Source organism: Streptomyces sp. NPDC012935 (assembly GCF_042900345.1).
Lineage (GTDB): Bacteria > Actinomycetota > Actinomycetes > Streptomycetales > Streptomycetaceae > Streptomyces.
The window spans coordinates 172,673-192,813 of sequence record NZ_JBIBBC010000011.1 but is presented as its reverse complement, the minus strand read 5'-3'; the positions used below and the strand labels follow the sequence as shown (position 1 = coordinate 192,813).

Below are 20,141 nucleotides of genomic sequence, written 5' to 3'. Positions count from 1 at the left end.
GGACCGCCCTCCTGCGCTCGGACCTGCGTGCGGCCAGTCGCTGGGCACGTAAGCCTGACACGGTCCTGCTCCCCCTCCGACACAGCGAGCGCGTTCCCCCGTTCTGGGGAAGCGCCGGGCCCGCCGACACTCCCGTCAGCCTAAAGCTGGGACTCTGCCCCCATGGCGCAATGCGAACAATTCACCACGCCCGTGGACGCGGTCATCTCCCGTATGCGCGCCCTCGAAGCGGCCCTGCCCGAACGAGACGGAGTCGCGATCTTCAACCGCGTCTACCTCGCCGTCACGGAGGCCGTCGACCGGCACATCGACGGCGGTCGTTTCACCGACGCCCGGGCCGCGATCACGCTGGACGTGCGGTTCGCGGAGCGGTATCTCGCGGCGGTGGACAGGGCCGAGCGGGAGGGGCGCCCGCCCGCCTGCTGGCGGCCGCTGTTCCAGATGCGCCGGCATCCCGGCGTACGACCGCTGCAGTTCGCGCTCGCGGGCATCAATGCGCACATCGGCCACGATCTGGCGCTCGCCGTGGTGGACGCCTGTCGTAGCCTCGGCTGCGAACCCGCCGAGCTGGAGGACGAGTTCGACCGGGTGGGTGATCTCCTCGTCTCGCTGGAGGAGCGCGTCCGCGAAGAGCTGATGCCGGGTCCCGACCTGCTCCAGATCGCCGACCCGCTGACTCATTTGCTCGGCTCCTGGAGCCTTGACCGGGCCCGGGACGCCACCTGGTCGGCGGCGCGGGCGCTGTGGGCGCTGCGCCGGCTCCCGGACGTCGCCGGGGAATTCACCGACCGGCTGGACGCGGCGGTGGGGTTCGCGGGACGCATGCTGCTCACACCACTGCCCGATTGACCGGCCCTCGAGTGGCAGTTCCCCGTGCTCGCAGTACGTTGGCCGGTGGGGGCCAAACGATCGCGAAGGAGCCTCAGTCATGGCCATCCGTCTCGGACTCGGTCTTCCCCAGCTCCGCCAGTACGACCTGGCCAAGGACGTGACGGATGTTGCCCGCACGGCCGAGCAGATGGGATACGACAGCCTGTGGGTCTACGAGCGGCTGCTGGTCCCCGAGTCCCCCACCCAGGGCCTGTACGGCATCCCGGGCCTGCCCTGGCCGGACTGGTACCGCGGGATGGCCCATCCGCTGGTCACGCTGACGCTGGCCGCGGCGGTCACCGACCGGGTCCGGCTGGGCACCGGCATCGTGGTCGCTCCGCTGCACGGACCGTTCCAGCTGGCCAAGGCCCTCGCCTCGCTGGACGCGGCGAGCGGTGGCCGGGTGGTCGCCGGTCTGGGCACGGGCTGGTCGACCGACGAGTTCGCCGCCGCGTCGGTGCGGCCGATCGAGGAGCGCGGCCGGGTGCTGGACGAGGTGATCGACGTCTGCCGGGCGGTGTGGGGCCCGGACCCGGTGTCCTACGAGGGCCGGATCACGAAGATCGACGCGGCCGTGGTGGGCCCCAAGCCCGTGCGGCCGATCCCGATCCTCGTGGCCGCGGGAGGCGGCAAGGCCCTGACGCGGGTGGTGGATCACGGCGACGGCTGGATCCCGGTCGCCATGGACGTGCAGGGGTATGCCGCAGCGTGGCAGCAGATCCAGGACATCGCCGCCGAACGTGGACGCACGCTGCCGATCGAGCGGGTGCCACGGGTGAACGCCACGTACTCGGCCAAGGCCTACGACGGTGAGGACCGCCAGCCCTTCCAGGGCAGCGCCGACCAGATCGTGACGGACCTCGCGGCCTACGCCGAGGTCGGCGTGGACGAGGTCCTCCTCGACCTGCAGACCACTCCGCGCGACGCCCAGGAACTCAAGGACGTCGCCGCGGAGGTGTACGAGAAGGCGCGGGCCGCCGGGATCTAGTCCTCCGGCAGCTCGACCGGCGCGATCTCGTCGTAGACATCGCCCGGGCCGGGGTTGGAGCCGTCGGTCGCACCGCCGAAGTGGTGCATCACGCCCCAGACCGCGTTCAGCGCGGTCTGGACGGCGCCCTCGGCCCAGCCGGCCGTCCAGGAGATGTCGTCGCCGGCGAGGAAGATGCCCCGCTTGTCCTCGGGCAGCCGGTCCTGCATGAAGTGCGTGAACAGGCGGCGCTGGTAGCGGTAGTGGCCCGGCAGGTTGGCCTTGAACGCGCCCATGAAGTAGGGCTCGTTCTCCCAGGAGACGGTCACCGGGTTGCCGATGATGTGCTTCCGGATGTCGACCTTCGGGTAGATCTCGCCGAGCGACTTCAGCATGACCTCCATCCGCTCGCTCGCGGACAGCGGCAGCCACTTCAGGCTGTCGTCACACCAGGTGTAGGAGAGGCAGATGACGGCGGGCTTGTCCGGACCGTCGTCGAGCAGGTAGGTCCCGCGCGTCATACGGTCCGTCAGCGTCATCGACATGACGTCCCGGCCCGTCTCCTCGTCCTTGTCCAGCCAGAACGGCCGGTCGACGGGCACGAAGAGCTTGCTGGACTCCATGTAGTGGGTGCGCTCGATCGCGGTCCAGTGGTCGATCGGGAAGAGCGAGTCGTCGCAGGCGATCTTCGACAGCAGCATCCAGGACTGCGCGGTGAAGATCGCCGCCTGGTACGTACGGATGTCGCCGTTCGCGTCCGTCACGGTGATGCGGTTGCCGGCCGTGCGGTGCAGCCGGGTCACGGCCGGGCGGGGCACGCCGTTGTCGTGGAGCGTGGCGAGCGAGGTTCCGTAGGGCCAGTGGACGATCTTCTCCGGCTCGCGCTCCCACATGCGCAGCGGCAGCTGCTGGGAGCCGCCGACGATGCCGCGGTGGTGGTCGTCGGCCTCGGTGTAGACGACCCGCAGGATCTCCAGGATGGAGTTCGGGAAGTCGGTGTCCCAGCCGCCGGTGCCGAAGCCGACCTGCCCGAAGATCTCGCGGTGCCGGAAGGACTTGAAGGCCTCGGAGTCGCAGAGGAAGCCGTAGAAGGTCTGGTTGTCGAGCTTCTCGACGAGCTGCGCCCAGATCTCGCGGATGCGCGGCACGTCCCGCTCGCGCATCGCGCGGTTCATGTCGGTGAAGTCGGCGCCCTCTTCGAGGCACTTGTTCCAGGCCTCGGCGACATCCCGGTAGACCTGCGGGAGGTCCTCGATCGTCTCGGCGTAGTGCGACTCGCCCTTGAGGTCGACGACGGTCGACGGAGTGGCCTCGGCGAGCGGGTTCGGGAAAGGGCTGGTCTTCAGGCCCACGAGGTCGATGTAGTGCTGGAGGGCCGTGGAGGACGGCGGGAACCGCATCGCGCCCATCTCCGCCGTGAGCCCCTCGGTGCCGGCGCCGTCGAAGCCGACGGTGCGCAGCCGGCCGCCGATCTCGTCGGCCTCGTACACGACCGGCTTGAGGCCCATCTTCATCAGCTCGTACGCGGCCACGATGCCGGACAGGCCGCCGCCGATGACCGCGACCTCGGTGCCGTGCTCGGTCGCGGGTATCTGGCCAAGCCCCGCCGGGTGGGCGAGGAAGTCGTCGTAGGCGTACGGGAAGTCCGGGCCGAACATGGTGATCGGCGGCTGCTGCTCGTCGGCGTGCTGGACGGCGTTGGGCACCGTGGACGTCATGGGGTACGGACTCCTTGCGACTGCGACTGCGAGGGGAAGCGGGGGAGGTTCAGACGAGCGACCCGTAGAGGCCGGGGCGGCGGTCGGTCAGATACGGGTTCGCCTCGCGCGAGGCGGCGAGGAAGGCGGGGTCGGTGTCGGCGAGGACGAGGTCCTCACCGCGGCCGGCGCGGACGCGGGCGACCCCGTCGGGGCCGGCGAGGGTGGAGAGGCCGACGAACTCGAACTCCCCTTCCCGGCCGACCCGGTTGACGTACGCGACGTACATCTGGTTCTCGAAGGCACGCACCGGGATCATCGACTCGGCGACGAACTGGAACGGGTGCATCTGAGCGGTCGGCACGACCAGCAGGTCGGTGCCGGCGAGGGCGTGGGCGCGGACGTTCTCCGGGAACTCGACGTCGTAGCAGATCAGGATGCCGACGCGGAGGCCGCCGATCTCGGCCTGGACGACCTGCTGGTCGCCCGGCGTGAAGTGGTCGCGCTCGAAGCAGCCGAAGAGGTGGGTCTTGCGGTAGTTGGCGAGCCGGGTGCCGTCGGCGGAGATCAGCTGGGCCGAGTTGAATACGGCGTCGCCGTCCCGCTCGGGGTAGCCGTAGACGATCGCCAGACCGTGCCGGGTCGCGATCTCCGCGATCGCGTCCGCGCAGTCGCCGTCGGCGGGCTCGGCCAGGTGTGCGATGTCGTCGCCGATCGCGTACCCGGTCAGGAACATCTCCGCCGTGACCAGCAGCCCGGCGCCCGCGGCGGCGGCGCGGCCCGCGGCCTCGTCGAGGACCTTGAGGTTCTCGACGGTCGAGCCGGGGCGGCCGGAGCTCTGGAGCAGGGCGGTGCGCATGCGTGGTCCTCACCGGGCGGAAGGGGGTTGGGGGGCCATGTAGGGGCCACGTAGACGGTACGGGCGGCCGACCGGGGCGGACAAGAAGGAGCCGTTGCGCGCCGGTGAGCGGTTTGTTGCGTGCTCCGGTGGGTCGGCGGAGATTCGTTGCGCGACCCCCGTCTTGGTCCCGGTCCTCCTGGCGGCTCAGGTCCCGCCGGTCTTCCCCGCCGGACGGCGGAGACGAGGTGCCGTCCCGGGCGCGATGTGCCGCGGGCGCCGCGCCGGGAGAGTGGGGACCGTCCACTCGACCTGGCTTGACCTGCGGAAAGGACCACGATGAACCGTCGTACGAAGATCGTTGTGCTCGGCTGCGCACTGCTGCTCAGCGCCGGAGCTGCCTCGGCCGCCACCGCCACCGCCTCCGCCACCGCCTCCGCCTCCGCCTCCGACGACGCGCCGCGGGTGCGCGAGGCCGCCGCGCTCACCGGCACGGCCAAGCTCTACCGCTCGGCCGGCGACGACATCACGTTCAGCTTCGACGCGCGTCTGGCGGCGAAGGACAACGCCGACCCGACCAAGGCCACCGGCACCTTCGAGTTCAGCCACTACCTGAACGGCGAGGGCGCCCGGGCCAAGGCGAAGGTCGACTGTCTGCTGACCGGCGGGAAGGTGGCCGTCGTCTCCGGGGTCATCACCTCCTCCGATCTGCCCGGCGCCGAGGGCAAGCGGGTCGGCGTCACCGTCCACGACGTCGGCCGCCACGACCGGCTCGGCTACAGCTGGGCCGCCACGGGCAACCCCGTCGAGACGAAGGAGCTGCCCAAATGCGTGAGCTCCGCCCCCTTCGAGAAGGTCAGGAAGGGGACGGGCGACTTCACGGTCGTGCCGTGGCGGCCCGACTTCTAGCCAGCGCCACCGCCGTCACCAGGTACGGAACCGCGAGCACCGCGAACACCGTGCTGTGCGCGGCGCCGGTGCCGAGCAGCGCGTACACGCCGAACGTGGCGACCGTGGCCAGCTCGGTGCCCAGACTCGCCACGGAGGTGAGGGTGGCCCGGCGGGACTCGTCGATACGGTGCTGGAGGCGGACGTCGGCGAGCACCTCCGCCAGCTGGAACCCGGCAAAGGCGAGGCTCACCAGGGCGATACCGGCCAATGAGCGGGCCGCGGCGCCGACGGCCAGGGCGAGCGCCGCGCCCGCGAGCAGCGCCGCGATCCCCCTCGTGCCGAGGCGTTCGGCTGGTCCGGCCAGGAGGCTGCCGACGGTGACGCCGGCCCAGATCAGCATGATCAGGTAGGGCACCGTCGCCTCGGCGAAGCCGATGTCCCGGACCAGCAGCGGGGTGTACTCGTCGAGCGCGCCCCATACCGCGGCCACGGCCGGGATCAGCAGCAGGGCACCACGCACCGAACGGTCCCTGTGGACTTCGGCGAGCCCGGTCCTCAGGGTCGTCGCCCAGCTGTCGCCCCCGGTCTTCGGCCGCACCCGGTGCTCCGGGAACCGGGTCGCGGTGAGGGCGGTCAGCACACAGGCCAGGAAGCTCGCGGCGCCCACGGCCGCGTAGCCGCCCCGGGCGAAGACGGGCCCCGCGAGGCCGATGGACGCGACGGTGCCCACCAGCCGCGCGGCCCGGGACCTGCCCATGACCCGCGCATAGCGGGCGGCGGCGCCCAGCCGGTCCAGCTCGTCGTACACCAGCGCCTCCAGCGCACCGGAGCCGAGCGCTCCGCCGGCGCCCCACAGCACGAAGCCGACCGCGAAGGCCCAGTACGACGGGACGGCCACCCACAGTCCGAAGCCGACGGCCGTGAGCAGCGGGCCGATCCACAGCAGCCGGCGCCGCGAGACGGCGTCGGCCCAGGCGCCGGAGGGGACCTCCAGCACCACGGCGGTGATCGACCACAGGGCGAACAGGGAGGAGATCTGCCAGAGCGACATGCCGGTGTCGGCGAACAGCAGCGCGTACACCGGGTAGAGCAGGACGAAGTCGTCGAGGAACGAGTAGCCGTACAGCGTGGCCGTGAGGCGGCGGACGCCGGTGGCGGGCACGCGTGCAGGTGAGAGTGTCATGAGGCCTTCCCGCAGGGACAGTTCGGACGCCGGGGGTACGGCGGCCGAGGTGGCCCTCGGGAGGCACGGCTGGTGGATCAATGTCGCCAGGTCATGACACCGATGGTAGGCGCCGCGGGCTCACTCGCCCAGGGAGAATGTGGTGATCACGGCCGCGTGGTCGGACGGCCACTCGTTGTGCTCGACGTCCGGCCAGGGGCGGGGGTGTCCGCTGACATAGGTCTCGGAGCCGAGCACGCGCAGACCACGGTGGAGGACGAAGTCGATCCGGTCCTGCGGCTCCGGACGCCCGCTGCCGTCCTCGTGCACGGCGTGGATCGGCGACCAGGTGTGGCCGGGGTGGGTGGTCGGGTCGGGGTGGGCCTCGCGGTAGGAGTCCCGCAGTCCGGCCTCCTCGGCCGCCTTGGTCACCGGCCATTCCACATCCGGCCGGTCCAGGTGGGAGGGGCTGTTGAAGTCGCCTACGAGGACGCAGGGCACGGCGGGGTCGGCCGTCTCGTCGATCCGGTGCAGGGTGTCCCGCATCTGCGCGAGCCGCACCTGCTCGTGGGCGATCAGCTCGGCCGCGTCAAGCCCGTCGAAGGCGGACTCGTACGGGCCGTAGGGCGTGTAGTCGAGGTGGGCGGTCCAGATGTCGGCCCGGCGGTCCCCGGCCTGGATGCGGACCCCGGCCGCCCCGTAGAAGCCGACGTCCGGGTCGCCGAAGCGGGCGGTGATCGGGTGGCGGCTGATGATGCCGAGGTTCTCGCCCGCCCGGTGGTGGTACCAGCCGAGGGCGTCGGCGAGTTCCTGGGCGGCGGTGCCGTACGTCTCCTGGAGCCCGACCACGTCCACGCCGGTCTCGGCGATGACCTTGAGCTGCTTGGCCAGGTGGTCGTGGACCTTGGTGCCGCCGTGCCAGAGGTTCCAGCTCATGACGCGCAGTTCGGCCGTCGGCAGGGCACGGGCCCTGTGGAGGGTGCGCAGGCGCTCGGGGGTGACCTCCTCCAGGCTGGCGAGGACGGTGCGTCCGGGCGCCGGCTCGATCGGGGCCAGTGAGGGCACCGCGAGCACCGTGCAGCCGGCCGCCTCGGCGGAGCTGACCCCGGTGCGGGTGTCCTCGACGGCGACGCAGGCCCTCGGGTCGACACCGAGGGCTCGGCAGGCGGCGAGGTACGGGTCGGGGGCGGGCTTGGTGCGGTCGGTGTCGTCGGCGGTGACGGAGACCGCGAAGCGGCTGGCGCCGAGGGCTTCGAGAACGGTGTCGGCGACGGCGCGGGGCGACGCCGTGACCAGGGCCGTGGGGACGCCGTCGCGGGCCAGGGCGTCGAGCAGGCCGAGCGCGCCGGGGCGGGGGACGATGCCTGCGCGGACGCGGTCGGCGAACTCGCGGTGCAGCGCGTCGGCGAGGCCGGCGGCCGGGGCGCCGGTGGCGGCGGCCAGCCAGTCGGCGGTGTGCTCGACGGCCCGGCCGAGCACCTGAGCCTCGTCTGCCTCGGTCAGGGCGCGCCCGGCGACGTGCTCCACCGCCTCCCACCACAGTCGCTCGGTGTCGACGAGCGTGCCGTCCATGTCGAACAGGACGGCCTGGAGCGGGAGTTGAGTCACGGTTGTCGTCTCTTTCGTGCGTGGGGGGTTCAGGGGGTCTTCGTTCGGGAGGCGGGCGATCAGCGGTTACGTTCTGCCACCAGCACCGGCCGCTCCGGCAGCGACACGCCGACCGCGGCGCCGGTGCCGAGCGCGGCGGTCTCGTGTGCGGGCAGGTCGGCCTTCACCTCGGTGCCGTCGGCGAGCCGTACGGTCAGCCGGGTGGTGGCGCCGAGGAAGGCCGTGGCGACCACGCGCGCGTCGGCCGCCTCGTCGGCACGCACCGTCACCGCTTCGGGCCGTACCAGCACGTCGACGTCGGACACCGAGGGCACGTCGCCGTCGACGGGCAGCCTGCGGCCCAGCACCTCGACGCCGTCCTCGACCAGACGGCCCGGAATGCGGCTCATCGTGCCGACGAACTCGGCGACGAAGGCGGTGGCGGGGCGGCCGTACAACTCGGCCGGGGCGGCGCACTGTTCGAGCCGTCCGGAGCGCATGACCGCGACCCGGTCGGCCATGGACAGGGCCTCCTCCTGGTCGTGGGTGACGAAGAGGGTGGTGATGCCGAGCTCCCGCTGGAGCCGTCGGATCTCCTCGCGCAGCGTCAGGCGCACCTTGGCGTCGAGCGCCGACAGCGGCTCGTCCAGCAGCAGGACGCGCGGGCGCAGGGCGAGGGCCCGGGCCAGGGCGATGCGCTGCTGCTGGCCGCCGGAGAGCTGGTGCGGGTAGCGCTCGCCCTTGTCGGCGAGGCCGACCAGTTCCAGCAACTCCGCGGCACGGGCCCGACGTTCGGCGGTGCGCACCTTGCGCATGCGCAGCCCGAACGCCACGTTGTCCAGGGCGTTCAGATGCGGGAAGAGGCTGTACGACTGGAAGACCATCCCGGCGTCACGACGATGCGCGGGGATGCCGGTGACGTCCTCGCCGTCCACCAGCACCTCGCCGGAGTCGGGATGCTCGAACCCGGCGAGCATGCGCAGCGCGGTGGTCTTGCCGCAGCCGGACGGGCCGAGCAGGGCGAGGAGTTCGCCCGGCCGGACGGTCAGGTCCAGTCCGTCGAGGGCGACGGTGGTGCCGAACTCCCGGCGCAGTCCGCGGAACTCGACGGTGGCGGCCTGTGCCGCTGCCTTTTCAGGCGCTGTCTCTTCAAGCACGGTCATGGTTCATCCCCGGGAGGTAGTACGGGTACGGCCGCCGAAGCCGGCGAGCACGAGGAGCAGCACCCAGGTCACGAGCAGGCTGAGCACGGACACGGCGACGGACAGCTGGGCCTGTGAGCCGCTGACGTTCACGATCCACACGGCGAAGGGCTGGAAGCCGAGCAGCTGGGCCACGGTGAACTCGCCGAGGACCAGGGCGAGGGTGAGGAAGGAGGCGTTGAGCAGGGCGCCGCGCAGGTTGGGCAGGACGGCCTGCACCAGCGCCTGCGGCCAGCTCGCCCCGCAGCTGCGGGCGGCCTCCACGAGGGTGGGCACGTCGATGGCGCGCAGCCCGGCGTCCAGGGCCCGGTACACGAACGGCAGCGCCATCACGACGTAGGCGAGGACGAGCACGAACGGGAACTCGGGGTTCTGGATCGCGACGAACGTCTGGAACAGCGGCGTCCGCGACAGGTGCTCGGGCCCCCATTTCAGCACCGTCCCGATCCCGGCGACGAACGCGATCGGGGGCACGACCAGCGGCAGCGAGCACACGATCTCGACGACCGGCCGCAGCCGGGGCGCGCCGAGCCGCAGCGCGACCATGGCGGGCACCATCAGCAGCAGGACGACGGCGATGGTGGCGAGGGCCAGCTCCAGGGAGAGCAGCAGGCTGGAGGTGAAGCCGTCGGTGGAGAAGATCCGGCCGTAGGCGTCGAAGGTGAGGCCCTGCCCGGGCACGTCGACCGTGAAGACCACCGACGCGGCGAGCGGCACCAGGAAGTACAGTCCGGCGAGGCCGAGCGCGCCCCACCGCCACAGGTTCAGGCGAGCCATCGCGCGCTCCGTCGTTGCAGGGGCAGATACACCGCCATGACCAGGCCGGCGACCAGGACCATGTCGAGGCTGAGGGCGAGCGCCACGTTCTCCTGGCCGACCAGGACGTTGCCGGAGAGGGCGTCGGCGATCTGGAGGGTGACCAGCGGGACGGAACTGCCCACCATCGCGGCGGCGGTGGCGTACGCGGCGAAGGCGCTGCCGAAGAGCAGGACGAACCCGCCGAGGAGCGTGGGCAGCAGCACGGGCAGGGCCACATGGCGCCAGTACTGCACGGCCGTGGCGCCGTTGTTCTGCGCTGCCTCGCGCCACTGGGAGCGCAGGCCGTCCAGGGCCGGAGTAATGGTGAGGACCATCAGCGGGATCAGGAAGTACAGGTAGACGAGGACCAGGCCCCAGAAGCTGTAGAGGTCCCAGCCCTTGTCCGTGAGACCCAGGTGGCGGGTCAGCACCCCGGCGTTGCCGAGCGTGGCGACGAAGGCGAACGCGAGTGGGACGCCGCCGAAGTTGGCGAGCACCCCGGACGCGGTGAGCACGGCCTCGCGCAGGGCGCGGAAGCGGGAGGTCACCACGGCCTGGGCGAGCGGCAGCCCGAGCAGGGCGCCGAGCGCGGCGGAGACGGCGGACAGCTTGACGCTGCCGAGCAGGGCCGTGAGGTAGGCACCCTGGAGCGAGGCGGTCAGGTTGTCGGCGCTGTACGAAGTCGCCCCCGTGGCCGGGTCCTTGACGGTGAAGGCGCCGTCCAGCATGGCCAGGGCGGGCAGCCCGAAGGCGAGCGCGGTGAAGACGAGCAGCGGGACGACGGCGAGCGAGCCGCCGAGGGCACGGCGCCGCCGCTTGCGCGTAGCAGCGGGCGCCGTGCCGACCCCGGTGAGGGTGGCCGTCATCCGGAGACGGCCTTCGCCCAGCCCTGGCCGAGGACCGTCTTGGCCTTGTTCTGCTGGGCCTCGGTCGGGAAGGAGGGCGTACCGGAGACCTCGGGCAGCTTGGCCGCTGCCGTCTTGTCGAGGGTGCCGGCCTTCTCCATGGCGGTCATCAGGGCCGGCCGGGCGTAGCCCTTCAGCCACAGGTTCTGGCCCTCGGTGCTGTAGAGGTACTCCTGCCACAGGCGGGCGGCCGCGGGGTGCGGGGCGTCCTTGTTGATCGCCTGGGAGTAGTACTGCGAGAACTGGCCGTCGCTCGGCACCGACACCTGCCAGTCGACGCCCTTGGACTTGAACTCCTCGGCGTACCCGGCGTTGAGGTAGTCCCAGTCGATACTGATGGGCGTCTCACCCTTCTCGACGGTGGCCGGGGTCGACTCGACGGGTGTGTAGTTGCCGTTCTTCTTCAGCTTGGCGAAGAAGTCGAGGCCGGGCTGGATGTCGTCGAAGGAGCCGCCGTTCGCGAGCGCCGCCGCGTACACGCCGCCGAAGGCCGAGCCGGACTTGGTGGGGTTGCCGTTGAGGGCGACCTGACCCTTGTACTGCGGCTTCAGCAGGTCGGCGAAGGTCTTCGGACACTCCTTGACGCGCTTCGCGTCGCAGCCGATGGAGATGTAGCCGCCGTAGTCGTTGAACCAGCGGGCCTGCGCGTCCTTCTGGCCCTCGGGGATGTCGGCGAAGGCCTCCACCTTGTACGGCGCGAGCAGCCCCTGCTGGGCGGCGCTGATCGCGAAGGAACTGCCGAGGTCAAGCACGTCGGGAGCGCGGTCCTGCCCCTTGCGCGAGGTGACGGCGTTGATCTCGTCCTGGCTGGAGCCGTCGGGGTTCTCCACCTCGACCTTGATGCCGTACTTCTTCTCGAAGCCGTCGATGAGGGCGCCGTAGTTGGCCCAGTCACGGGGCAGCGCGATGGCATGCAGCGTGCCCTCCTTCTTGGCCGCCTCGACCAGCTTGTCGATGCCGCCGAACTCCTCGGCGGAGGTGGCGGTGGCGGCGCTCTTGCCGTCGGCGGAGGTGGACGCGTTGTCGGGAGCGGCGCCGCAGGCGCTGAGGGCGAGCGCGGCGACGACGGCGAGGGCGCCGCTGCGGGCAGCCGTTCTCGGCAGGGAAACGGACACGGTTTCTCCAGGGGACGCGCGAGGGTGGAGGAGGCCCCACGGGGCCAACTTGTCTGAACAAGTTGGCCTTAGTACGCCCGGTCTCGATGTCCCAGGAGTGAACGCCGGTGAAACCCTGACCCCATGATTCGTGCACAGTCCCGGCCGGCACGGACCACTGCCGGATCTCGTTTACGCTGGTCACTCTGTGCACAGCAACCGACTCAGAGGGGAAGCATGACGGCGCGACACGAGGAGATCGCCGACGAGCTGCGCCGCGCGATCGACCGCGAGGAGTACACGGTCGGCAGCCTGCTGCCCGCCGAGACGGACCTCGCGGCCCGGTACGGCGTCTCCCGCGGCACGGTCCGGCAGGCCGTCGCCGCACTGACCGCCGAGGGACTCATCGGCTCACGGCAGGGCGCCCGTCGCGTGGTCCTGGCCAGCCGCCGCAGCCAGAGCTTCGCCGAACTGCGCAGCTTCGCCCAGTGGGCGCACGCGATGGGACGGGAGGCGACCGGTCACGTGGTCGTGCAGGAGTACCGGCCGGCGACCGAGGAGGACGCGGTACGCCTCCAACTACCCTCCGGTACCCCGGTGTTGCACGTCCTACGAGTACGCGGCCTGGACGGCGAACCGGTCCTGCTGGAGCGCACGGTCTACGCCGACTGGATCTCCCCGGCCGTCGAGGCCATAGAGCCCGACTGCCCCTCCGTCACCCAACGCCTCTACGACGACACCGGGTTGGTCTTCGCCTACGGCGAGCACGTCATCGACGCGGTGTCAGCGGGCGCCCAGGACGCCGAGTTGCTGGGCATCCGCCGCACGAGCCCCCTGCTCCGGGTGCGCCGCGTGACGACGACCCGCGAGGGCCGCCCGGTCGAATGGTCGGACGACCGCTACCGCTCGGACGCGGTGAGCTTCAGCGTGCACAACTCGATCGACAACAACGCGCTGGCGAGGAAGACGGCCGACTGACACCTCCGCCGCGCGGCTACACGGGTCCGCCTGACGGAGGAGGCCACAGCGCCGGTAAGCGGGCCAGACTGCCCGTATGGACGCCACCGACATTCCCGCCCTGCCATTCGTCGACGAGCACGCGACGGTGGTCGAGGCGGACACCGACACAGTCTGGCGCGAGCTGGGCACGCTGATGGACGGCGCGCGCGGGTTTCGGGTGGCCACTGCCGCCCCCGGCCACGAACTGGCCCTGGTCGGCCGCCACCCCTTCTCGTCGTACGCCCTGATCTTCCACCTGGACGAGGCAGACCAGGGACGGACACGACTGCGGGCCGAGACCAGGGCGACGTTCCCCGGCCCCGCGGGGGCCGTCTACAGACGGCTCGTCATAAGCACGGGCGGGCACGCGATGATCGTCCGGCGCATGCTGAGGAAGGTCCGGGACAACGCGGCTCAGGGGCGCGGGGAACTGCGCGACAAGCCCCCACCGCCCCGCAGCGAACAAACTACGTAGGCGACCCGGAGGAAAACCGCCGCAACAACGGCGACAGCACCAGCACCGACTTGGTCCGCTCCACGAACGGCTCCCCCGCGATCCGCTCGAGGACCCGCTCGAAGTGCCGCATGTCGGAGGCGAACACCTGCACGACCGCGTCCGCGTCACCGGTGACCGTGGACGCCGCCACGACCTCCTGGTACCGCTCCAGCCCCCGCCGGATGGTGTCCGGCGAGGTGTTGTGCCGGCAGTAGATCTCGACGAACCCCTCGGTCTCCCAGCCCAGCGCCGCCGGATCCACCCGTACGGTGAATCCGGTGATCGCTCCGGTGGCGCGCAGCCTGTCCACGCGCCGTTTCACGGCGGGCGCCGACAGGCCGACCAGGTGCCCGATGTCCGCGTAGGAGCGGCGGGCGTCCTCGGCGAGGGCGTGCACGATGCGTTCGTCGAGATCGTTCAGCACTGCGGGTGGTTCACTTCGCTTCAGGTGTCGCAAGACGGGAACGGCGATAGCCGTACACGAAGTAGAACACGAGACCGGCCGCCATCCAGAACCCGAAGACCACCCAGGTCACGGTGTCCAGGCTGAACATGTTGTATGCGCAGAACAGGAAGCCCAGCACCGGCAGCACCGGCCCGAACGGCACCCTGAACGTGCGCTCGAGCTCCGGGCGCCGGTAGCGCAGGATGATCACCGCGATGTTGACCAGCGCGAAGGCGAACAGCGTGCCGATGCTGGTGGCGTCGACAAGCTTGCCCAGCGGGATGAGAGCGGCGAGCGCCCCGCAGAAGAGGGACACGATGACGGTGTTGATGCGCGGGGCACCGGTCTTCTTGTGGACCTTGCCGAACGCCTTCGGCACCAGGCCGTCACGGGACATCGCGAACAGAACACGGGTCTGGCCGTAGAGCACCGTGAGCACGACGCTCGCGATGGAGATGACCGCGCCGAGCGCGAGCAGGGTGCCCCAGAAGGACTGGCCGCTGACGTCGTTCATGATCGCGGCGAGGGAGGCGCTGGAGCCCTCGAACTTCGTCCAGTGCCAGGCACCGACGGCGACACCCGCGACGAGCACGTACAGCGCGGTCACGATGATCAGCGACAGCATGATCGCCCGCGGCAGGTCCCGCTTGGGGTCCTTGGCCTCCTCACCGGCGGTGGAGGCGGCGTCGAAGCCGATGTACGAGAAGAAGAGCGTGGCACCCGCGGCGCTCACGCCGGCCATGCCGAGCGGCATGAAGTCCTCGTAGTTGCCGGACTTGAAGCCCATGAAGCCGACCGCGCAGAACAGCACCAGCGCGGCGATCTTGACGGCGACCATGATCGTGTTGGCGCGGGCGGACTCCCGCACGCCGCCCAGCAGGAACACCATCGCCAGCAGGACGACGATCAGCGCGGGCAGGTTGACGATCCCGCCCTCACCGGGCGCCGAGGACAGCACGGACGGGATGGTGACGCCTATCGTCCCGTCGAGCAGCTCGTTGAGGTACTCGCCCCAGCCGACGGCGACGGCAGCCACCGACACGCCGTACTCCAGCACCAGACACCAGCCGCAGACCCAGGCGACCAGCTCGCCCATCGTTGCGTACGCATACGAGTACGAGGAGCCCGCGACCGGGATGCTGCCCGCCAGTTCGGCGTACGACAGGGCCGAGAACAACGCCGTGAGACCGGCGATCACGAAGGCCAGGGTGACCGCGGGACCGGCCTCCGGGACGGCGTCGCCGAGGACGACGAAGATGCCGGTGCCCAGGGTGGCACCGATGCTGATCATGGTCAGCTGCCACATGCCGAGAGAGCGCCGCAGGGACCCTCCCTCACCCTGGCCACCCTCCGCGACCAGGTGTTCCACGGGCTTGCGACGCATGAGGCGCGCGCCGACGCCGAGGGACGCGGGGGCGGCGGTCTGGCTTGGGTTGTGCGGGGGTGCGCCTTGGTCGAGCACGCGCTGGCTCCTTATCGCTGCCGGTCAGGGCGGCAGGGACCGGCGGCACCCTTTGATCAGGGACCCACCGAGCGGGGTCCCTGCCACGCCACGTACGAGGCGACAGCCTACGAGGATCAGCGTTGCTGGTGAAATGCAGCAACCTTGCGTGTACCCGCATGATCATTGCGTGTCCGGGGGATGGACGGGTGTTCGTTGCAGGGGGGCTTAAAACCGTTGCGCGGGGGTCCTCCCGGAGTGCTTCAGAGGGCCTTGACCAGGAACACGCAGGGATCGGCCTGCTCATGCCTGACGCCGTCGGCGTCCAGGTACGCCCAGCGGTCCACGTACGCCACCGTGGGCAGGTATCCGAGCCGCTCGTACAGCGCCGCCGCGCGTGGGTTGTCGTCGCCGACGCCCAGCCCCATGACGACGACGCCGCGCTCCCGCGCGAGCCGCTCGGCGTGGTTCACCAGGGCGGTGCCGACGCCTTGGGAGCGCAGCGATGCCGGCCACACGGTCAGTCCGTTGATCTCCGGGCAGCCCGGCTGTGCCGCCCGCACCTCCGGCGCCGCGCACCCTGTCCAGCGCACCTCCGCGTGGCCCACGGGCCTGCCGTCCAGCCACGGGATCAGATACGTGCTCTCCCCCGCCTCCTGTCGCTGGAAGCGGGCCACATGGTGCCCGTCGGCGCTGCGCGACGGCATGAAGCGATCCAGCACCTCGATGTCCTCGGCCCTGCAAGCGGCAATGTCCATGCACCGACGCTAGAGCCCGGTATGCGAAACGGCCCCCGTTTATCCCGGCGAACGGGACAACGGGGGCCGCGGGCAAGGCAGTTGGCGTCAGCTCCAGCTGGCGTGCAGCGGCTTGCCCTCCGCGTAGCCGGCCGCGCTCTGGATGCCGACGACGGCCTTCTCGGCGAACTCCTCCAGGGAGCCGGCGCCGGCGTAGGTGCAGGACGACCGCACGCCCGCGATGATCGAGTCGATCAGGTCCTCCACGCCCGGCCGGGCCGGGTCGAGGAACATGCGCGAGGTGGAGATGCCCTCCTCGAACAGCGCCTTGCGGGCCCGGTCGTACGACGACTCCTCGGACGTACGGTTGGCCACGGCCCGGGCGGAGGCCATGCCGAACGACTCCTTGTAGAGGCGGCCGTTCGCGTCCTGGTGGAGGTCGCCCGGCGATTCGAACGTCCCCGCGAACCAGGACCCGACCATCACGTTGGACGCGCCGGCGGCCAGCGCCATGGCGACATCGCGCGGGTGCCGGACGCCACCGTCGGCCCAGACGTGCTTGCCGTACTTCTTCGCCTCGGCCGCACACTCCAGGACCGCGGAGAACTGCGGCCGGCCGACGCCGGTCATCATGCGGGTCGTGCACATGGCGCCAGGGCCGACACCGACCTTGATGATGTCCGCGCCGGCCTCGATCAGGTCCCGCACACCCTCGGCGGCCACGATGTTGCCGGCCACGATCGGCACCTGCGGGTCGAGCGCCCGCACGGTCCGGATCGCGGCGATCATCGACTCCTGGTGGCCGTGCGCCGTGTCGATGACGAGCGTGTCGACGCCCGCGTCGAGCAGCTGCTTGGCCTTGCCCGCCACGTCGCCGTTGATGCCGACGGCGGCCGCTATGCGCAGCTTGCCGTTCGCGTCCACGGCCGGCGAGTACAGCGTGGCACGCAGGGCGCCCTTGCGGGTGAGGATGCCGGCGAGGCGGCCGTCCGAGTCCACGGCAGGGGCGTAGCGCCGGTTGTGGTGGTCGAGCGTGTTGAAGGCCTCGCGCGGGTCGAGAGCCGCGTCCAGGAGCAGCAGGTCCCGCGACATGACCACTTCGAGCTGCGTGAAGCGGTCCACGCCGGACAGGTCGGAGTCGGTGACCACACCGATCGGCTTGAAGTCGTCGTCGACGACCACACCGGCGTTGTGAGCACGCTTGGGCAGCAGGGCCAGCGCGTCGGCGACGGTCTGGTGCGGGGCCAGCACGATCGGGGTGTCGAGGACGTGGTGGCGGCTCTTCACCCAGGAGATGACGTCCGTGATGACGTCGATCGGGATGTCCTGCGGGATGACCACCAGGCCGCCGCGCCGGGCCACCGTCTCGGCCATCCGTCGGCCGGCGATGGCGGTCATGTTGGCGACGACCAGCGGGATGGTGGTGCCCGTGCCGTCCGGGGAGCTGAGGTCCACGCCCTGCCGCGAGCCCACCGCGCTGCGGCTCGGGACCATGAAAACGTCGTCGTACGTCAGGTCGTACGCGGGCTGGATGTCATTGAGGAAACGCACGTGCTGCACATCCCAGTCGATCAGAGGTGGCCCCCGGACAGGTCAGCCAGGGGGAAGAGCACGTACTTCATTGTCCCATGCTGACCGGATTGCGATGCACGGTCACATCATCCAAGCAGGTCAGAGACCCTCTTGGAGGATCCTCCAAGAGCAAGCACGACCGTGAGCGCCTGCGTACGGTCCACCGCCTCGGAAAAGACGTCCTGCGCGATCTCCCACTCGTCGGGCCGCGCCTTCGCATACGCCCGCCAGTTCCGTACGACGACCAGCAGCCCCTGCTCCACGGCGCCCGCCGGCCAGACGGTGTGGTCGCAGAGGGAGTCGGCGAGCGCGTCCCAGTTGCGGCCGAACCAGTCGGGCAGGTCCAGGGCACGGGCGCAGCGGTCCATCAGGCCGGCCTTGTCCGTGATCCCGTCGAGGTCCAGCGGGACCACGAGCTCCGTCATCTCAGTACCGCCAAGGTCGTAGTGATCGTGGAATGAAGCAGATGAACGAGGGGGGCGACCACTGGGCCGCCCCCCTCCTGACACGACGTCAGTTCCCGTCAGGATCGGTCCTGTTGAGCGTCGACTTCGGCGTCGGACCGGCCGTCATCAGATAGTCCGCCGCCGACGTGTCCGTCACCAGGCTGGTGACGAGCCCGGAGCGCAGCACCGCGTCGATCGCGGGACCCTTGCGCTGCCCGCCGGCGATCGCGACGACCTCCGGGATACGGCGGAGCTGGTCGGCCTTGACCGTGATGCACCTCTCCCCCAGGTCCCGGCCGATCCGGCGCCCCTCGGCGTCGAAGAGGTGCGCGGACATCTCGGCGGCGACGCCGAGCGAGGCGTAATGGGCCCGCTCCTCGTCGCTGAGCATGTCGTGCACCGTGGAGATGCCCGGCTCCCAGGAGCCGATGGAGACGCAGGCGACCGTGACCTTGTCGAAGTACTCGAAGGCCCGGGCGATTCCGGTCTGATGCCGCAGCGCCGCCGCGGTGGCCGCGTCCGGCAGCAGCATCGGCGCGTAGATGGGGTGGGCGTCGCCGCCGGACACCTGGGCGGCGCGGCGCACCGCCTCGACCGAACCGCGCTCGGCGGTCCCGGCGTCGTACACGCCCGTCAACTGCACCACCGTGCACGGCGGCAGCCGGTCCAGGGCCGCGGCCATGTGGATGGTGGACCGGCCCCAGGCCAGGCCCAGCACATCACCTTCGTTCACCAGCTCGCCGAGCAGGTCGGCGGCCACCTCTCCCAGGTTCTCGGGGTCGGGCGACTCCTCGGCCTCGGCCGGGGACTCGACCACGACAGCATGCCGGAGGCCGTACCGGGCGCGCAGCGCGTCCGAGCGATCGGCGTCCAGCTCGGCCGGCACGCGGATCTCGATGCGCACCAGATCCCGTTCGAGAGCGGTCTCCAGGACCCGGGCCACCTTGAAGCGGCTGACGCCGAACTCCTCGGCGATCTGGATCTTGGATTTGCCCTCGAGGTAGAAGCGGCGGGCCATGGCCGCCGCCTGCACCAGCTCAGCGGGTCCCATCCGCATGGCTGACCGGCCCGCCGACATACCCGACACGGCGATCTCCTCACTGCTGTTCACACTCTGGATTCGCCGTTCATCCTTGCAGATCCGGCGCTCTTGATCCGCCCTGATGGGCGCCGTTCACGTTCCCTTGGCTCAGTGGTCGCATGCCCAGGCCGCGGACTTGGTCACCGCCTCCGCCTGCGCGCGCAGCCCACGGACCGCCGCGGCCGGGTCGTCGGCTCCGTACACCGCCGAGCCGGCGACGAAGACGTCCGCGCCCGCCTCCGCACACCGCTCGATCGTCGAGGCCGAGACACCGCCATCGACCTGGAGCCACAGGTCGAGGCCGTGCTTGCTGATCAACTCGCGGGTCCTGCGAATCTTCGGAAGCATGATGTCGAGAAACGCCTGACCACCGAAGCCCGGCTCGACCGTCATGATCAGCAGCATGTCGAGCTCGGGGAGCAGATCCTCGTACGGCTCGATGGGCGTCGCGGGCTTGAGCGCCATGGAGGCACGGGCGTTCTTGGCCCTGATCTCCCGGGCAAGCCGTACCGGAGCCGCGGCGGCCTCGACATGGAAGGTGACGGAGGAGGCCCCCGCTTCGACGTACTGGGGCGCCCACCGATCGGGGGCGTCGATCATCAGATGGCAGTCCAGCGGAGTGTCCGTCGCACGGGCCAGGGACTCTACGACCGGCACGCCGAGCGTGAGGTTCGGGACGAAATGGTTGTCCATGACGTCGACGTGGAGGAAGTCGGCTCCCTCGACCGCCTTCGCCTCGTCCGCGAGGCGGGCGAAGTCGGCGGACAGGATGCTGGGGTTGATCTGCGCGGCCATGACCCAAGACTGCCATGCCGGAGCACGAATGTTCGCGCCAGTACAGACCTAAGACGTTCATCGGATGTTGTGTCCGGTTCGCGCGTGCCATGCTGGGCGGCCGACCGGCTCCACGGAG

20 protein-coding genes are annotated in these 20,141 nt (G+C 70.7%); 5 read left to right on the top strand and 15 right to left on the bottom strand.

All coding sequences use genetic code 11. The annotated features are described in order from the left end of the window. The first annotated feature begins 162 nt into the window (after window positions 1-162). On the top strand, window positions 163-849 hold the full coding sequence (locus ACFY5C_RS25935) for a DUF5995 family protein (protein WP_389447940.1): 687 nt from the start codon (window positions 163-165) through the stop codon (window positions 847-849). A gap of 79 nt (window positions 850-928) precedes the next feature. Next, window positions 929-1,858 (top strand): LLM class F420-dependent oxidoreductase, encoded by a 930-nt coding sequence (locus ACFY5C_RS25930; protein WP_389447938.1) that lies wholly within the window; start codon window positions 929-931, stop codon window positions 1,856-1,858. Here ACFY5C_RS25930 and ACFY5C_RS25925 read toward each other — a convergent pair. After that, window positions 1,855-3,555: a flavin monoamine oxidase family protein gene (locus ACFY5C_RS25925; protein ID WP_389447936.1), complete on the bottom strand. Its 1,701-nt coding sequence runs from the start codon at window positions 3,553-3,555 to the stop codon at window positions 1,855-1,857. The genes ACFY5C_RS25930 and ACFY5C_RS25925 overlap by 4 nt on opposite strands. 49 nt (window positions 3,556-3,604) lie before the next feature. Then, window positions 3,605-4,393: a carbon-nitrogen hydrolase family protein gene (locus tag ACFY5C_RS25920; protein ID WP_389447934.1), complete on the bottom strand. Its 789-nt coding sequence runs from the start codon at window positions 4,391-4,393 to the stop codon at window positions 3,605-3,607. 318 nt (window positions 4,394-4,711) lie between these two features. Here ACFY5C_RS25920 and ACFY5C_RS25915 point away from each other — a divergent pair, with 318 nt between their 5' ends. Further along, window positions 4,712-5,281, top strand: coding sequence for a Repetin (locus ACFY5C_RS25915; protein WP_389447932.1), 570 nt, complete (start codon window positions 4,712-4,714; stop codon window positions 5,279-5,281). Here ACFY5C_RS25915 and ACFY5C_RS25910 read toward each other — a convergent pair. From ACFY5C_RS25910 to ACFY5C_RS25885, 6 genes are all read right to left on the bottom strand, one after another. Continuing rightward, window positions 5,250-6,446 carry an MFS transporter gene (locus ACFY5C_RS25910; protein ID WP_389447930.1) on the bottom strand — a complete coding sequence of 399 codons (1,197 nt, stop codon included), beginning with the start codon at window positions 6,444-6,446 and terminating at the stop codon, window positions 5,250-5,252. The two genes, ACFY5C_RS25915 and ACFY5C_RS25910, sit on opposite strands and share 32 nt — an antisense overlap. A 120-nt stretch (window positions 6,447-6,566) precedes the next feature. Further along, window positions 6,567-8,033, bottom strand: a complete 1,467-nt coding sequence (locus tag ACFY5C_RS25905) for an HAD-IA family hydrolase (protein ID WP_389447928.1) — start codon at window positions 8,031-8,033, stop codon at window positions 6,567-6,569. A 59-nt stretch (window positions 8,034-8,092) separates the two neighbouring features. Then, on the bottom strand, window positions 8,093-9,175 hold the full coding sequence (locus tag ACFY5C_RS25900; protein ID WP_389447926.1) for an ABC transporter ATP-binding protein: 1,083 nt from the start codon (window positions 9,173-9,175) through the stop codon (window positions 8,093-8,095). Between the two features lie 3 nt (window positions 9,176-9,178). Beyond that, complete coding sequence (locus ACFY5C_RS25895) at window positions 9,179-9,991, bottom strand: ABC transporter permease (RefSeq protein ID WP_389447924.1); 813 nt, start codon at window positions 9,989-9,991, stop codon at window positions 9,179-9,181. After that, window positions 9,979-10,878 carry an ABC transporter permease gene (locus ACFY5C_RS25890; protein ID WP_389447922.1) on the bottom strand — a complete coding sequence of 300 codons (900 nt, stop codon included), beginning with the start codon at window positions 10,876-10,878 and terminating at the stop codon, window positions 9,979-9,981. The genes ACFY5C_RS25895 and ACFY5C_RS25890 overlap by 13 nt, the downstream gene beginning before the upstream one ends. After that, a complete protein-coding gene (locus ACFY5C_RS25885; RefSeq protein WP_389447921.1) occupies window positions 10,875-12,032 on the bottom strand; it encodes an ABC transporter substrate-binding protein in 1,158 nt (385 codons plus the stop codon). Before ACFY5C_RS25885 ends, ACFY5C_RS25890 begins: the two co-directional genes overlap by 4 nt. A 216-nt stretch (window positions 12,033-12,248) precedes the next feature. Here ACFY5C_RS25885 and ACFY5C_RS25880 point away from each other — a divergent pair, with 216 nt between their 5' ends. Then, window positions 12,249-12,989, top strand: a complete 741-nt coding sequence (locus ACFY5C_RS25880) for a GntR family transcriptional regulator (RefSeq protein WP_389447919.1) — start codon at window positions 12,249-12,251, stop codon at window positions 12,987-12,989. 76 nt (window positions 12,990-13,065) lie between these two features. Further along, entirely contained in the window at window positions 13,066-13,485 is a 420-nt protein-coding gene (locus ACFY5C_RS25875; RefSeq protein ID WP_389447917.1) for a hypothetical protein, read from the top strand. Here ACFY5C_RS25875 and ACFY5C_RS25870 read toward each other — a convergent pair. From ACFY5C_RS25870 to rpe, 7 genes are all read right to left on the bottom strand, one after another. Further along, a complete protein-coding gene (locus tag ACFY5C_RS25870; RefSeq protein WP_389447916.1) occupies window positions 13,478-13,930 on the bottom strand; it encodes an Lrp/AsnC family transcriptional regulator in 453 nt (150 codons plus the stop codon). The genes ACFY5C_RS25875 and ACFY5C_RS25870 overlap by 8 nt on opposite strands. Window positions 13,931-13,940: 10 nt before the next feature. Then, a complete protein-coding gene (locus ACFY5C_RS25865) occupies window positions 13,941-15,413 on the bottom strand; it encodes an amino acid permease (RefSeq protein ID WP_389447914.1) in 1,473 nt (490 codons plus the stop codon). Between the two features lie 242 nt (window positions 15,414-15,655). Then, a complete protein-coding gene (locus tag ACFY5C_RS25860; protein WP_389447913.1) occupies window positions 15,656-16,150 on the bottom strand; it encodes a GNAT family N-acetyltransferase in 495 nt (164 codons plus the stop codon). 87 nt (window positions 16,151-16,237) lie between these two features. Beyond that, entirely contained in the window at window positions 16,238-17,680 is a 1,443-nt protein-coding gene (locus ACFY5C_RS25855) for a GuaB1 family IMP dehydrogenase-related protein (protein ID WP_389447911.1), read from the bottom strand. A gap of 107 nt (window positions 17,681-17,787) precedes the next feature. Further along, complete coding sequence (locus ACFY5C_RS25850; protein WP_389447909.1) at window positions 17,788-18,126, bottom strand: barstar family protein; 339 nt, start codon at window positions 18,124-18,126, stop codon at window positions 17,788-17,790. Window positions 18,127-18,214: 88 nt separating this feature from the next. Beyond that, window positions 18,215-19,258: a sugar-binding transcriptional regulator gene (locus ACFY5C_RS25845; protein WP_389447907.1), complete on the bottom strand. Its 1,044-nt coding sequence runs from the start codon at window positions 19,256-19,258 to the stop codon at window positions 18,215-18,217. A gap of 78 nt (window positions 19,259-19,336) precedes the next feature. Continuing rightward, window positions 19,337-20,023 carry a ribulose-phosphate 3-epimerase gene (gene rpe / locus ACFY5C_RS25840; RefSeq protein ID WP_389447905.1) on the bottom strand — a complete coding sequence of 229 codons (687 nt, stop codon included), beginning with the start codon at window positions 20,021-20,023 and terminating at the stop codon, window positions 19,337-19,339. Window positions 20,024-20,141 lie beyond the last annotated feature (118 nt).

Excerpts from the sequence above, each read along its gene's own strand:
- ACFY5C_RS25935 (WP_389447940.1), top strand. The coding sequence starts at position 163 with ATGGCGCAATGCGAACAATTCACCACGCCCGTGGACGCGGTCATCTCC.
- ACFY5C_RS25930 (WP_389447938.1), top strand. The coding sequence starts at position 929 with ATGGCCATCCGTCTCGGACTCGGTCTTCCCCAGCTCCGCCAGTACGAC.
- ACFY5C_RS25925 (WP_389447936.1), bottom strand. The coding sequence starts at position 3,555 with ATGACGTCCACGGTGCCCAACGCCGTCCAGCACGCCGACGAGCAGCAG.
- ACFY5C_RS25920 (WP_389447934.1), bottom strand. The coding sequence starts at position 4,393 with ATGCGCACCGCCCTGCTCCAGAGCTCCGGCCGCCCCGGCTCGACCGTC.
- ACFY5C_RS25915 (WP_389447932.1), top strand. The coding sequence starts at position 4,712 with ATGAACCGTCGTACGAAGATCGTTGTGCTCGGCTGCGCACTGCTGCTC.
- ACFY5C_RS25910 (WP_389447930.1), bottom strand. The coding sequence starts at position 6,446 with ATGACACTCTCACCTGCACGCGTGCCCGCCACCGGCGTCCGCCGCCTC.
- ACFY5C_RS25900 (WP_389447926.1), bottom strand. The coding sequence starts at position 9,175 with ATGACCGTGCTTGAAGAGACAGCGCCTGAAAAGGCAGCGGCACAGGCC.
- ACFY5C_RS25895 (WP_389447924.1), bottom strand. The coding sequence starts at position 9,991 with ATGGCTCGCCTGAACCTGTGGCGGTGGGGCGCGCTCGGCCTCGCCGGA.
- ACFY5C_RS25890 (WP_389447922.1), bottom strand. The coding sequence starts at position 10,878 with ATGACGGCCACCCTCACCGGGGTCGGCACGGCGCCCGCTGCTACGCGC.
- ACFY5C_RS25880 (WP_389447919.1), top strand. The coding sequence starts at position 12,249 with ATGACGGCGCGACACGAGGAGATCGCCGACGAGCTGCGCCGCGCGATC.
- ACFY5C_RS25875 (WP_389447917.1), top strand. The coding sequence starts at position 13,066 with ATGGACGCCACCGACATTCCCGCCCTGCCATTCGTCGACGAGCACGCG.
- ACFY5C_RS25860 (WP_389447913.1), bottom strand. The coding sequence starts at position 16,150 with ATGGACATTGCCGCTTGCAGGGCCGAGGACATCGAGGTGCTGGATCGC.
- ACFY5C_RS25850 (WP_389447909.1), bottom strand. The coding sequence starts at position 18,126 with ATGACGGAGCTCGTGGTCCCGCTGGACCTCGACGGGATCACGGACAAG.
- rpe (WP_389447905.1), bottom strand. The coding sequence starts at position 20,023 with ATGGCCGCGCAGATCAACCCCAGCATCCTGTCCGCCGACTTCGCCCGC.